This is a genomic window from Kiloniellales bacterium (assembly GCA_030064845.1).
GTDB lineage: Bacteria > Pseudomonadota > Alphaproteobacteria > Kiloniellales > JAKSDN01 > JASJEC01.
On sequence record JASJEC010000009.1, the window covers coordinates 65,642 to 78,480 of the forward strand.

A 12,839-nucleotide genomic window follows, 5' to 3' on the forward strand; every position below is an offset into this window, starting at 1 on the left:
GACTGACTGGCTAGCTAGCGCCGATTTTCGGATTGGAGCGGGCGCAGCCACTTGTCACGCGCCAAGTTGACATGAGTCAGCGCGGAGACTTCAGGCACATGGGATCCTAGGACGTCTGGTCGGTCCCGCTGCGGATTGAGTCAATGTCGACTTCAGTTCAGAAGCAACTGGCTTCGGGAACAGCTATTTTTCTTTACTGGCTGATCATGCTGGAGGGCATCCTTATGGCCTCCCCCTTCGGCATTCTGTTGTATTCCTTTTACGACCCCTTCTTGGCGGGAGCGCGCCAGAGCGAATGGACGGCATGGGTTGCCGCGTTCTTCCTGCCCCAGTCGGTGTACGCGACGAACAGTTCGTTCATCGAGTTCATACGTTATGGGGAGTACCTGTTCTACGTCGGGCTGGCCGGGTTCCTTGTATCCGCCGCGCCGGTGTACTGGGGCAAGATTACACGCAAAGGCATGGTGAGCGGCTTCATCTATGCGTACATAAGGCACCCGCAATACCTGTTCTTCATGCTTTCCGCGTTTGGGTTGCTCTTCATCTGGCCTCGAATGATGATGCTGATCCTGTTTCTGATGATGAGTGTGTTCTATTTCTATCTGGCCAAGTTCGAGGAGCGCCGGATGCAGGCGCAGTATCCCGAATACATGGCCTACATGCGAAGAACGGCCATGTTCCTTCCCGGCAATCCCGGTGGCAGGCTGTTCAATTTGCTGTTCGGATGGGTCCCGAGTCGAAAATGGGCCCAGGTGATGGCGGTTCTGTCGATTGTCCTCGTTGCCTTCGCCGGCGCGATAGGCCTGAGGAACCTTTCAATCGCGAACATCTCCCTAGCGGAACTGCCCGACCAAAGGATACTGGCGATATCCATCTTCCCGCATGACGAAGCCTATCTTCGCGACGCGGTCACCAAGGCCATAGCTGACAACGGGGTGAGAAACGCCTTGGACATGCAGGGAAACGTGAGTTTCACGGCCCATATAATGCCGAAAAACTACGGAATGCTGGGAAAGTTCGTGTCCATCAATGAACATCATGAGGCGGAGATCATCAGCAATTTCAGAAACAGATCATCCTTGAAGGGCTTCTTGTGGGGTACGGAATCCGACGATGTAAAGATCGTTCTCTCCAAGATCGACAAGCCCGGAAATCGGTTCGTTCCTTTAGCTGAGATCATGGACATGAGCGCCAAGATGACCCCCGTCCTGATCGTGGATTTGAATCTGCAGACGGGCGCGCTGAGCAATCTAACGACGACCGATACGACCTACTATGGGGACGTGCCACAGCCCATCTTCTAACTCTCGCGGCCCGCTCCGCCCCAGGCCTTGGCGCAGGCGACCTTGCCGTCGGCCGGCTCGTGCTCCGATAAGGCCCACTGGAACGGCACAACCAACGGGCCGGTGATCAGCTACCGCTTCAACAGGAGAAGTGGGCGACCGTGGCAAATGATTGCACAGATCGCCGAGGTCGATCTGGCGGACTTCACCGGCAAGGGCGTCAAATTTGGGCACGCCTTCGCGAAAGACACTAAAAAATGGTATGTTATATCATTAGATAACATGTGAAACCGCAAGAGGCCGCCACTTTGGTGAACGGCGTTAGGACCTGCAGAACGAGGGATGGCCTCGCCGCCATTCGTGAGCCCGCCACGGAGCTCGTGATCTGGCAGCGTTCGCTTCCTCCGCGTCTGCGGGATTGGATCGACCAGGCCGACGCAAGGGATCTTCCCGAGATCCGCATTCTCGTGGAGCCCGGCGACCTTCGGCCTGCTCTCGAGCCGCTGCTGGACGAGTGTGGCCTGCCTGGAGGCGACATGCGCGACCTTCTGGTCGCGGACATCGGTCACCTGGTCAGCGTGTTCGCCGAGATTACCCGCAGCCACCAGGTCGATGTCCGGCTCGAACGCGTCAGCCACGACGCCTGCTGGAAGTTTCATCGCGACACCGTGGAGGCGCGGCTCTTGACGACCTATCGCGGACCCGCGACGGAGTGGGTTCGGATGGCACACGCCGAGCGAGCCATAGTCGAACAGAAGAGCTTCAAGGGTCCGTTGGAGCGCCTCGGGGACCATGATGTTGCGATGTTCAAGGGAAGCCGGGCCGGCTCGAACAGTGGGATCGTCCACCGATCACCGCCGATCGCCGGCACCGGCACCACACGACTGCTGCTCTGTCTCAACCAGCGAACGAGTACGTCTCCGGACCCCTGGACCCAGTCCTGAACGCGTGTCGCTAAGGCCACAGTCGGGGCGTGGCAGATCGGCGGTGCCTGTCTGACGGGACACCTACCCAGACGCCATGAGATCCAACATCCGCCTGACTTCGTAGGGCGTTGAGGGATAATTCATGGAGCACTGACGCAATGAGAACAACCAAGCACGTTGCTGCAATGGCGATCGCAGGCTGCATCGCTTCGTGGAGCGCCGGGGCGGCCGCCATGGGGGGCAAGGACGTCGTCTACCAGGTCGATGGGCAGTCTTACGAAGGATACTACGTCGGCAATGGCACCGCACCGCTGGTGCTCTTGATCCACGACTGGGACGGACTGACCGATTACGAAAAGCGCCGTGCCGGCATGCTGCACGACCTTGGTTATTCGGTCTTCGCGGTCGACCTGTTCGGCAAGGGCGTGAGGCCCACCGAGGTGACGGACAAGCGTCAGCACACCGGTGAGCTCTACAAGGACCGGGCCAAGATGCGCCGCTTGATGCAAGGCGGCCTCGACAAGGCGAAAGCCCTCGGCCTCGGCGGGTCCGAAACGGTCGCCATGGGATACTGCTTCGGCGGCGCCGCGGTGCTCGAGTTGGCGCGATCCGGCGCCCCGATTTCGGGGTTTGCCTCCTTCCACGGCGGGCTCGGCACGCCGGACGGACAGAACTATGCGGACGTGAAAGCGCCGATCATGGTCCTGCACGGGACCGCCGACGCCGCGATCTCGATGGACGACTTCGCGGATCTCGCGAAGCGGCTAGAAGACGCCAACGTGCAGCATGAAATGGTGACCTATTCCGGGGCGCCCCATGCCTTCACGGTGTTCGGCTCGCAACGCTACCGCGAGGACGCGGACAAGAAGAGTTGGGAAGCCTTTACGCGTTTCCTGAAGGACCAGACACTCTAACGAGGGCTGCCCCCGATCCTGCTGTGGCGACGCAACTCCGACCGCTTTGTCGGAAACGAAGCCCCGGTGCTCGCTAGAGGTGGGAAGGCTGGTAGCAGAAAATGGGCGCGCAAAGTGAGGGGTGGAGCCCCGTCGCGCAGACAGGGCCCGTACCTCACCTTGCAGTTACCAGCAGAGGATCAGGGCGGCGTGCTGCAGGCCGCGAGCCCGAAGGTCTCGACGAAGCTTCCGAAACAGACAATCGGGCCGGTAACGGTTCCGCCGAACCTCTGGGCGATGGACTTGTTGTGCAGCTCCAGGGCCACGGTGCCGGCCCCGCCGCCCGCGCTGATCGTGGCGGTCTGGGACTGAAGTAGCGTGAACCCGAACATGACTATTGCAGCGTCGCCGCTCCCGTTCGGGCCCGTGACGCTCGGTACCGGCAGGCCCGGGGACGAAAAGGCGGAGATGCTGCCGTTGATGGCGAAGATGGCGTAGTCGTTGCTCCCCGCCGAGTTGTCGGGGTGGCTGATCGTCGCCACTTCCGCCAATTCGAGCTGGCTGTCTTGCACGTTGATCGCCGAGAAGCCGCCGTTGCCGGACACCGTCGTGTTGACCAGCTGAGCGGAGGCCCCGACGCGCAGCCGCATGCCCTCACCGTTGTTCGTAATGAGAACGTCTTCGCCGCTTGCGCCGTCTTCGTCGCCGATGACGGCGCTGGAGGCATTGGCCACGTCCACGCCCGCGCCGAGGTTGCCATTGATGGTCGTGTCCGTGATCTCGGCCGTTGACGCCAATGCGACCTCGATGCCGTTTCCGTCGTTGCCGTCGATCTCCGAGTCGTCGATGACGAGCGCGGAACTGCCCTCGGCGATGACGCCGCTGTCCTCGTTGTCGACGACGTCGACATTGAAGATCACCGCGGAGGCGTTGCCGATGACGTCGATGCCGATGTCGTTGCCGCTGACCACGCTGTCGGCGATATCGGCGTGGGACGTGGCGGTGACCAGGAGGCCCGAGTCAACGTTGTTCTGAATCGCGTTGCAGCGCAGCGTCGCGGTGGCCCGTTCGTGCACGTGGACGCCGTTGCCGGCGCCGGTCACGATCAGGTGCTCCAAGGTCGCGCTGACGCTCCGCACCGTGACCGAGCCGTCGATGGTCGCGCCGGCGGAGAGGCTGGGGTTGTCCGGGTTGCAGGCAACAGCCGCTTCGTTGCCGCTCAGCGTGATGCCGTCGGTGGCGACGGTGAAGGCGCCGACGCAGGTGCCGCTCAGAAAGAGCGTGCTGCCTTGTGCTGCGTTGTCCAGTACGGCCTGAAGATCATCGACCGCGCAATTCACCGGGACGACGCCACCGCCGCCGCTGCCACCACCGAGGAGAGCCTGGACCTCGGGAGACAACTTTGACTGGGTGACCGCGCCGTCCTGGATGTTTTCGGTGGCGACCGCGCCGAGCTTCAGCTTGAGCGATCCGATCGCCCTGTTCTTGATCTTCTTCTGGCCAATGGCGTCGTCCTTGATCTTGTTCTGGCCGATCGCCCCGTCTTTCAGCTTGCGGTCGCCGATCGAGAAGTTCTGCAGTTTTTGGTTCCCGATCGATTCGTTGGCCAACTCTTTGGTGCCGACACAGCCGACGCAGTCCAGATCCGTCGCCGTCTGCGCGGCGGCGGTCGGCACCGGAACGACGTACCAGAAGCCGGCCACGGCCAGCGTTGAAGCCAGAATGGAATTAAAGACCCTCATAGTGCCTCCTTGAGTGAAGGCGAAAGTTGCTTGCACTTCGCCGGTTTAGATCGCCGGCCAATCCCTCCCCTGGCCGGGATCCCTTTCTTGAGTCCACCGAACCTTATTGCTGGGTGAACACGCCCATTGTGAGAAAAACCACAACCGGAGCAAGGCGATTTCCGGATCCAAGAGCGTATGGGCGCACGATTGCTGTCTTGGCGCGTAGGAAATCAGCTGGGTGCAACCTGCAGGCCGGAACATGATCCGCGTTTGACCGAATCGCCCGAGGCGATCCGTCAGAAAATGACCCGCTTTGGGGATACCCCTGCACGCGTCCGCACGAATCCGGCGTCTAGGATTCATCAAACCAGTGGGCCGAACAGGCCGGCGAGGGTGCCGGTCTGAACCGGATCACTCGGTCCCGGTGTCGTCGAACGGCGTCGGCCCGCCCCAGGCCTTGGCGCAGGCGATCTTGCCGTCGGGCGGTTCGTTCGACGTGAAGACCCACTGGAACGGCACGACCACCGGGCTGGTGATCATGCGCACGACGGTGCCCGCCAGGGCGCCTCGGGGCAGCCCGACCTGGAAGTCCTCCAGGCGGCCCTTGACCGCGATCGGCGTCTGGGCGCTGAAGAGCTGCGGGCGCTTCGATCTCGGCGAGGCGCCGAAGTCGATGGTGTTGTTCACGAAGTCGATCTTGCCGTCGCCCGAGGCCTGGATCCGCGAGCTGTCGATCAGCAGCGCGTCGGGCCGCATGATCCCGTCCTCCAGGGTGAAGCGGGCGACCAGGCAGTTGACCACCGAGGCCTCGGAGTCGAGCGACGGCATGATCGCGGTGAAGAGATTGACCGCCCAGAGGTCGAAGATGCCGGCCTCAAGATCCTTCGGCCAAACCGCGAAGTTGATATGCCCGTTGGCGCCGCCCATGATCTCCGAGAGCGACTTCCCCCGGGTCTTCAGGTCGACGTCGACGCTGATCCGGCCGCCGGTGTCCGATTCCGGGTCGATGCGGCGGGCCAGTAGGCCGTAGTCGAGCCGGTCGATCGCGGCCCGAGCCTCGAGCGCGACGCCGCTCTCGCTCGGTTCGACGGCGAAGCCGATGTCGACCTTGCCGCCCGGCACCTCGAGGGTGAGCGGCTCGACCGCAAAGCGGCCGTCCTTCAGCTCCGCCTTCAGCACGCCGCTGCCCAGGGCGTCCTGGCCCGAGGACACCTGCTCGACGCTGACCGCCAAGGTGCCGTCGAGGCTGCCCAAGACCTCCGGCGACAGCAGCTTGCGCCCGCTTTCGTCGGTTTCGGAGACTGTCCCCGCCTCGGCCTCGGCCGTCTCGCTGGAAGTTTCCGCTTCGGCCACTTTCGCGTCGGCCTCGCCCCGGTCGGGGTCGCGGAAATCGTCGAGCTGCACGCTGGGCGCCGTGAAGCTGGCGGTCAGGCGCGGCTTGGCCCCGGTGGTGTCGAGGTCGAGCGCGCCGGTCAGCGCGCTGCTGCCGACGCCGAGCTCGAGGTCCTTGATGTAGTAGCCGGTGTTCTGGCTGCCGAAGGCGCCGGCCAGCTTGTAGGGGCCCCAGGATGGCAGCGAGACGTCGAGCAGCTGGTTGAAGTCGCTGAAGCGGTCGCCGGTGATGTCGAGCGCGAAGTCGAGATTCTGCTTGTCGACCGGCAGCGGCGCCGAGCCGGAGAAGGTCAGCTCGGCGTTGAGGATCTTGGCGTTCAGCGTGGCGCCCAGCTTGTCCTTGGGCTCGGCGAAGCTCGCCAGGCTGTCGGTCTCGATGGTGATGGCGATCGGCGTCTCCTGGATGCGGCCGTCGAGCGTCAGCGCGATCGGCCGGTCCACGGGGGCCTCGATCCGGCCCTCCGGAACCTCGATGTCGAGGCTGCCCTGGGTGTTGGGGTCGCGCAGCGTGAGCAGACCGTCCGTGATGGTGGACGAGAAGCTGGAGGCCTTCATCATGCTGCGGGCGGTGGCGCCGCGCAGGGCGAGCTCCATATCGAAGCGGCCGGCGGTCATCTCCAGCCCTTCGGCGACACCGAGCTGCGCCAGAAGGCCGCCGACGTCGAGGTCCTTGGAGAGCAGCGCCAGGTTGATGCTCGGCACCTCGCCCCGCAGGTCGGTCGAGGCGTTGCCCTCGATGACGGCTCCGGCCAGGACCGCGCGAAGGGGGGCCTCTTCGACCCGCCCGTTCCTGATCCGGGCCGAGAAGGCCAGGTCGGTAACGTCGCTCGGGTCCATCCTGATCCGCTCGACGGCGATATCGATGTCGGAGTCGGCCAGCTCGAGGCCCTGGGGCAGGATCGGGACGTCGATGGTGAAGGCCTCGCCTTCCGCTTCCGGCTCCGGCGTCTCGGGCTTCGGCGGCGCCAGGCCGGCCAGCTGCCGGAGGTCGACGTTGCCGACTTTGAGGGCGAGAACGGAAATCCGGCTGCCGTCCTCGTCCCTGATCCCCAGGTCGCCGGCGAGGGTCGTCTCGCCGATCCGCCCTTCGTCGATCCGGGCGCCGAGCCGGCCGGGCGCCAGGGAGACGCTGCCGCGCAGGGCGTAGGCCAGATCGGCCTCGGGCGCGATGCCGATCCAGCGCGACAGGCCGCCGATGCGCTCGCCGGCCAGGGAAAACTCGATGCCTGCCCCGGCGCGCTCGGGGTCGCGCGAGGCGCGGCCGGTGACGCGGAGCTCGGCGCCGCCGCCCGAGGCACTCAGATCGAGCGGCCAGTCGCGCTGGACGTAGTTCTCGACGAAGGTTCCGCCGCCGATCTCCAGGGAGAAGGGCTCCTTCAGGAGTGTGCCCTTGGCGGCGATGCGCGACTCGGCCGCCGCCGGGAAGTCCATCTCGAAGCTCTCCAGCGTGAACTCGATGGGCTCTTCGCCGGGCTTGTTGCCGTAGGACAGGGCGGCTCCGGCGATGGCGAAGCGCAGCTCGGCGGTCTTGACCAGAGAGCGCAGCGTTTCGCCCCGCGCCGAGAACGAGAGGTCGGCGCTCTGGAACGCGCCCTCGACGCCCTCGACGCTGGCCATCAGCGAGAGCAACTGCCCGATATCGCTGCCCGTGGCCGAGAGGGTCACGCTGGCGGCTGGTTCGCCGTCCCGGGGCTCGAGCCGCAATTCGCCCTTGAAGGGCACCTCGGCGACGGTCGCCCCTATTGGTCCGGTCAGCGCGCCCTCGGCGACACGGACTTGGAGCGACGCGTCGCTGATCGCAAACTGCGAGTTGACGACCTCTCCAATGGCCAAGATGAAGTCGGCCTCGAAGGCTTCCAGCGCGTCGAGCGTCAGGATCGGTTCGTCGGGATCGAGGGCCGCGCCCGCCTCGTCCGCCGCTGGCGTTTCCGCCTCCGCCTCCTGCCCGCGGGCTGCTTGGGCTTCTTCCGCCGCCGCGACGGCGGCTGCAAGGGGACCGGCGTCTAGGCGGGGCACCTCCAGCCTGCCGGTCGCGCGCGGGCGGAGGCCCGAGGTATCGAGCTCGAGGGCACCGGAAAAATCCGTGCCGCCCAGCACGCCCTCGAGGCCGGTGATACGGTAGGCGCCCTCGGAATCCTCGATGCGGCCCTTGATCTCGATCGACCGAACCGGCGGCAGGGCCGTGCCGAGGATCGCCTCGAGCTCGCTCATCTCGGGCCCGGTGAGGGCGAAATCGAGCGCCAGCCCTTGGCCGCGCAGGGGCTCGGCGATCTCTCCGGCAAGGGTCAGGCTGGTGCCCGCGGCGTCGGCCGCGAAGTCCAGCGCCCAGGGTGCTCCGCCGCCCACCAGGGTCTCGAGGCTGCCGGCGGTCACGGTCGCCTCGTAGGGCACGTCCTGCAGCGAGCCCTTGAGCGCGAGGTTCATCGGCTTGGCGTCCTCGGCGGCCCCGGTGATCGTGTCGAGCCTCAGCGCCACGGTGCGGTCGATCGCCTCGTTCCTGTGGGTCACCTCGATATCGGTCAGCGACAGTTCTTTCAGCTCGATGAAGCGCAGGGTGGGCGAGCGCGCGGCTTCCGGCTCGGCCGCCGGCTCGGGCTCGGGATCGGGCGCCGCTTCGGCCCGCTCGCCCGCGTCCGTCGGCAGCCAGTTCGGCTGGCCTTCGGCGTTGGTCACCAGGTTGAGCCTCACGCCCTCTACCGTGATCTCCACGATCTCAACGTCGCCCCGCAGCAGCGGCAGGACCGCGAGTTGCGCGCGCCCGAGCGCCAGCGTCGCGAAGTCCGCCTCGGGCCATTCGGGCAGGTTGCCGACGCGGATGCCCTCCACCTGCAGGGTCGGCTGAAGCGTCGGGACCAGCTGGATGGGGCCCTCGAGCAGGACGCGCCGGTCGAGCGCGGTTGAGGCAGCGGCCTCTATGCGGGGCCGCAGGCCCGAGAGATCGACGGTGATGCCGAAGGCGACGAAGACGACCACGACGGCGAGGAGGGTGGCCAGCGTGCCGCCGAGGGCGATGCCCGTCCAGCGGAGAACGGCGCCGAAGGGGCCGCGGGCCGGGCGGGTTCCGGCGCCGGCGCCGGGGGCTTGGGTGTTTTGTTCCATGGCGATCCTACCTGCGATATCGGGCCGGTGGCTGAGGATTGTTGGCCGGGTTGGTGTCGTGCTTGGCGAGGCGGGTAATCAGGCCGCCGCCGACCAGAGGCTGCAGCTCCGCCTCGAGCGCCTCGGCCGCCGTCCGCTCGTAGACCTGATCGCCGCCGACGTAGAGCGTGAAAGACTTGAGATACTTGGCCTTCTTGGCCGGATTCTCGATCGTCGCCTTGGTCCACTCGTAGAGCGGATAGCCGTCAACACCGTGCCGCTCGGCCTCGGCGACATAGTCCGCGAAGGCGTCGTACTGGCACTTCAGGACGGCGTCGTGGCGGCCGAGGACTGCCGGCAGGGGCGCCAGAGACGGGTCGGCGGGGTCGCGCCGGGCGATCTCGGCGCCAGCGTCGGTCAGATCGACCCGCAACTGATACTGCCAAGACTCGCTCATCGGTCCCCGTCCCCACATTCGAAATCCCCGGCGGCGCCCGCGCCGCGCGCCCGCGATCTTAGAGCCGGATCTCGCCGCTGACCACCGCCCAGAAGTCCCCAAACAGAGCTTCCCCAGGCCGGACTCGCCTTCACGGTTCGGTTGCATTACCCTCTGGCGCGTTCGAACAGGGAACAGGGGAAGATCCCGGGCTTGGCCCGGGGAAATCCTTAACAGACAGAGGATTAGGGCCCGGGGCGATGGCCGAAGGGCTGGCCCCGGGCTGGGCACTGAAACAGGGAGAAGAGTTATGCGTAACCTCATCGTGGGGGTGGTTCTGGCCTGCGCGCCCTTGTCGGCGGCGGCTGCCGCCGACCTCAGCGGCACGCTCAAGCGGATCAGCGATACCGGGAAGATCAACCTGGGCTTCCGCGAGGCGGAGCCGCCCATGTCGTTCCTCGACAAGGAGGGCAAGCCGATCGGCTATTCGATCGACCTCTGCAACTACGTCGCGGTGGCAGTGAAGCGGCAGCTGGACCGTCCGGACATCACCGTCAACTACGTCCCGGTCACGGCCGAGACCCGCTTCTCCGCGATCGAGTCCGGCAAGATCGACCTTCTGTGCGGCGCGACGACCAAGACCCTAGGCCGCGCCGAGCGGGTCGGCTTCACCCAGCTGACCTTCGTCACCGGGGCCTCCCTGATGAGCCTCAGCGCCGAACCGGTCCCGGGGATCATGGGCCTCAAGGGCAAGCGGGTCGCCGTCGTCGACAACACCACGACCATCCAAGCCTTGAAGGGCGCGTTGGAGAGCTCCCTGGTCGACGCCGAAGTCGTTCCGGTCGCCTCGGCGAGCGAGGGCATAGCTTCGCTGGAGAAGGCCGAGGTCGATGCCTTCTCGTCGGACCAGGTGGTGCTGATCGGCCAGATCATCACGAGCAAGGACCCCAAGATCTTCTTCCTGTCCGAAGAGCTCTTCTCCTTCGAGCCCTTCGCGCTCGCGACGGCGCGGGGCGACGCGGACTTCCAGCTGGTCGCCAACCGGGCGCTCTCTGAGCTGAACCGCAGCGGCCGGATCGCCCAGATCTACAAGCGCTGGTTCGGGCGGGTCGCGCAGAACCCGCCTCGGGTTCTCAAGGCGCTCTATCAGCTGAACTCTACGCCGGAGTAGGCAGCGAAAGAAGATCGGCTCAGATTGAGTCAATCTGAGCCGTGAGCCCCTCTAGACGCGAAACGGGGTGTCCCTCCCAGCGAGGGGCACCCCGTTTGGTTGCAACCCTTGGCGACGCCCGGCCGGCTACCTGCCCTCCGCCGCGCCGCCCGATACTAGAAGACTACTCGTTCCGCTGCTCCTTCAAGCGCGCGATGATAACGCTCAGGTTGCTCTTGACGGCATCGTAGGCCGCGAGGCTCGGGCCACCGGCCGACGGCTGCGGCAACGTGGTCACGGAGAAGGCCCCATGGCTCCACAGCAGGATCGGGATCTCGACCAGGCGGTCGAGCGCAGCCCGGACGCGCGGGTTGTCGGTGGTGACCTGATCCCCCCGCAGGCGGGTTTGGATCTGCAGGCCCGTATAGGTCGAGCATTGGGCGCCGAGCAGACCCAGGGTCGTGCCGGCGACGTTGAGGATGACCACAGACTGGCTTTCGTCGGTCTGCTTGAGGCCGATCTCGTCAAGCTTCTCGACCAGATGCTTCTCGAGGACAGACGCGTCCGTGAGATTGCACCTGGCGGCGTTCGCGGAGAAGTTGACCGCGATCTTATTGTAGCCGATCAGCTCCTTGGTCACGTTCCCGGCCGACTGAGCGGAAGCCGACGCGAGGGGAAAGACCAGAAGTAAAACCGCTAGAAAGTAACGCATAGCCCTGACTCCATTTGAAATTTTAGCTGTCCCTGGTGGAAGATTAACCGGAAATTAATCATCGCCCAAGCCGATTCTTGAGATTGTCACAAATTCGATATGATTATTAGTCGAAGCGCACTAGGGGTTGCCAAGACTTGCCCGCCCGAGCGGCCCTCTTCTCTACCCTTGCCGCAGGACGGCGAGCGGCGTCGACCCGGCGATCAAGACGTTGCCGCAGCGGGTCATCAACCTGCAGAATGAGGGGAACCCTTCGACGGCGTGCCCACCGCCGGGACGGCGTCGCGCAAGAGCTGGGATCTTGAGGAGAGAGGAGCCGAGCGGCATGGACACCTTCAGTTTCGACAGGCGGTCCGTAGCCGAACGGGCGATGGCCCGGCACTTGGCCGGCAGCATCGCGGCGCTGCTGGCCGCCGCTCTCCTCGCCGGCTGCGCCTCGGCCAACGTCACGAAGCTTGAGGCCTACAAGGGCGAGACGCTGGCAAAGCCGGACCGCGTCGTGGTCTACGGCTTCGCCTACGCGCCCGGCCAGGGCGGGGCCGCGGGCCAGGGGACAGGCCAAGGGACCGCTGGTGACGCCGCGGGCCAGCCGGCCTTGACACCGGAGCAGGTCGAGTTCGGCAAGTCGATCTCCGATGTGCTCCAGGCCGTCCTGGTCGAGGAGATCGGCGCCTTCGGCATCCCGACCGAGCCGGCCGGCAAGCTGGCCGGGGCGGAGGGCACCGCGCTCTTGATCCAAGGGCAGTTTATCTCGGTCGACGAAGGCAGTGCCGCGGCGCGGATGCTGGTCGGCTTCGGCGCCGGGCGGACCAAAGTGGTCACCCGGAGCCAGGTCCGCTACGCCACGCCGGAGGGAGAGGAGCAGATCAAGCAGTTCGAGGTGGTCGGCACGAGCGGCTCCAAGCCCGGCTTCATCATGCCCCTCGGGATCGGCGGCGCGACCGGTCAGATGAAGCGCAGCGTCATCATCGGCGGTACGGCCACGGTCGTCTCGGAAGCGGTCGGACCCGATGTCCTGTCCGACACCCAGCGCACCGGCAAGGAGTTGGCCGCCGAGCTGGGCAGGTTCTTCAAGCGGCAAGGCTGGATCTGACCTCAGTCCGGCGGGGCGCGGCCTCGGGGGCGGGCTGATCCGGGGCGCCCCTCTTGCCCGCCACCCCCTGTTCTCGCCCGATCTTGATTGTCGTGCGCGCCCCCCCGTGTTCTTTTTTCGCTCCTTGGGCTATGAATCGGGATAGCGAACAA

Annotated in this window: 10 protein-coding genes; 6 read left to right on the forward strand and 4 right to left on the reverse strand. The window is 65.5% G+C overall.

Going from position 1 to position 12,839, the window contains the following annotated elements:
- Positions 1-143 precede the first annotated feature (143 nt).
- The 4 genes from QNJ67_05385 (at position 144) to QNJ67_05400 (ending at position 3,123) form a co-directional block, all read left to right on the forward strand.
- Positions 144-1,304: a methyltransferase gene (locus QNJ67_05385; protein ID MDJ0608388.1), complete on the forward strand. Its 1,161-nt coding sequence runs from the start codon at positions 144-146 to the stop codon at positions 1,302-1,304.
- 27 nt (positions 1,305-1,331) lie between these two features.
- On the forward strand, positions 1,332-1,571 hold the full coding sequence (locus QNJ67_05390; GenBank protein ID MDJ0608389.1) for a hypothetical protein: 240 nt from the start codon (positions 1,332-1,334) through the stop codon (positions 1,569-1,571).
- 23 nt (positions 1,572-1,594) lie between these two features.
- Positions 1,595-2,227, forward strand: a complete 633-nt coding sequence (locus QNJ67_05395; GenBank protein ID MDJ0608390.1) for a DUF1826 domain-containing protein — start codon at positions 1,595-1,597, stop codon at positions 2,225-2,227.
- A gap of 140 nt (positions 2,228-2,367) precedes the next feature.
- On the forward strand, positions 2,368-3,123 hold the full coding sequence (locus tag QNJ67_05400) for a dienelactone hydrolase family protein (protein MDJ0608391.1): 756 nt from the start codon (positions 2,368-2,370) through the stop codon (positions 3,121-3,123).
- Positions 3,124-3,302: 179 nt separating this feature from the next.
- On the opposite strand, the gene QNJ67_05405 is transcribed toward QNJ67_05400, so the two are convergent.
- From QNJ67_05405 to QNJ67_05415, 3 genes are all read right to left on the reverse strand, one after another.
- A complete protein-coding gene (locus tag QNJ67_05405; GenBank protein MDJ0608392.1) occupies positions 3,303-4,844 on the reverse strand; it encodes a right-handed parallel beta-helix repeat-containing protein in 1,542 nt (513 codons plus the stop codon).
- 393 nt (positions 4,845-5,237) lie between these two features.
- Positions 5,238-9,317, reverse strand: coding sequence for an AsmA family protein (locus tag QNJ67_05410; GenBank protein MDJ0608393.1), 4,080 nt, complete (start codon positions 9,315-9,317; stop codon positions 5,238-5,240).
- Between the two features lie 7 nt (positions 9,318-9,324).
- Complete coding sequence (locus tag QNJ67_05415) at positions 9,325-9,753, reverse strand: hypothetical protein (protein ID MDJ0608394.1); 429 nt, start codon at positions 9,751-9,753, stop codon at positions 9,325-9,327.
- Positions 9,754-10,042: 289 nt separating this feature from the next.
- Between QNJ67_05415 and QNJ67_05420 the strand changes: the two genes are divergently transcribed.
- Positions 10,043-10,903: an amino acid ABC transporter substrate-binding protein gene (locus tag QNJ67_05420; protein ID MDJ0608395.1), complete on the forward strand. Its 861-nt coding sequence runs from the start codon at positions 10,043-10,045 to the stop codon at positions 10,901-10,903.
- Positions 10,904-11,066: 163 nt separating this feature from the next.
- On the opposite strand, the gene QNJ67_05425 is transcribed toward QNJ67_05420, so the two are convergent.
- Positions 11,067-11,594, reverse strand: coding sequence for a hypothetical protein (locus QNJ67_05425; GenBank protein MDJ0608396.1), 528 nt, complete (start codon positions 11,592-11,594; stop codon positions 11,067-11,069).
- Between the two features lie 325 nt (positions 11,595-11,919).
- Between QNJ67_05425 and QNJ67_05430 the strand changes: the two genes are divergently transcribed.
- Positions 11,920-12,687, forward strand: coding sequence for a DUF4410 domain-containing protein (locus QNJ67_05430; protein MDJ0608397.1), 768 nt, complete (start codon positions 11,920-11,922; stop codon positions 12,685-12,687).
- The last annotated feature ends 152 nt before the right edge of the window (positions 12,688-12,839 follow it).

What these genes read in the sequence shown, in the direction of transcription:
- QNJ67_05385 (MDJ0608388.1), top strand. Translation starts at nt 144, where the DNA reads ATGTCGACTTCAGTTCAGAAGCAACTGGCTTCGGGAACAGCTATTTTT.
- QNJ67_05400 (MDJ0608391.1), top strand. Translation starts at nt 2,368, where the DNA reads ATGAGAACAACCAAGCACGTTGCTGCAATGGCGATCGCAGGCTGCATC.
- QNJ67_05405 (MDJ0608392.1), bottom strand. Translation starts at nt 4,844, where the DNA reads ATGAGGGTCTTTAATTCCATTCTGGCTTCAACGCTGGCCGTGGCCGGC.
- QNJ67_05410 (MDJ0608393.1), bottom strand. Translation starts at nt 9,317, where the DNA reads ATGGAACAAAACACCCAAGCCCCCGGCGCCGGCGCCGGAACCCGCCCG.
- QNJ67_05415 (MDJ0608394.1), bottom strand. Translation starts at nt 9,753, where the DNA reads ATGAGCGAGTCTTGGCAGTATCAGTTGCGGGTCGATCTGACCGACGCT.
- QNJ67_05420 (MDJ0608395.1), top strand. Translation starts at nt 10,043, where the DNA reads ATGCGTAACCTCATCGTGGGGGTGGTTCTGGCCTGCGCGCCCTTGTCG.
- QNJ67_05425 (MDJ0608396.1), bottom strand. Translation starts at nt 11,594, where the DNA reads ATGCGTTACTTTCTAGCGGTTTTACTTCTGGTCTTTCCCCTCGCGTCG.
- QNJ67_05430 (MDJ0608397.1), top strand. Translation starts at nt 11,920, where the DNA reads ATGGACACCTTCAGTTTCGACAGGCGGTCCGTAGCCGAACGGGCGATG.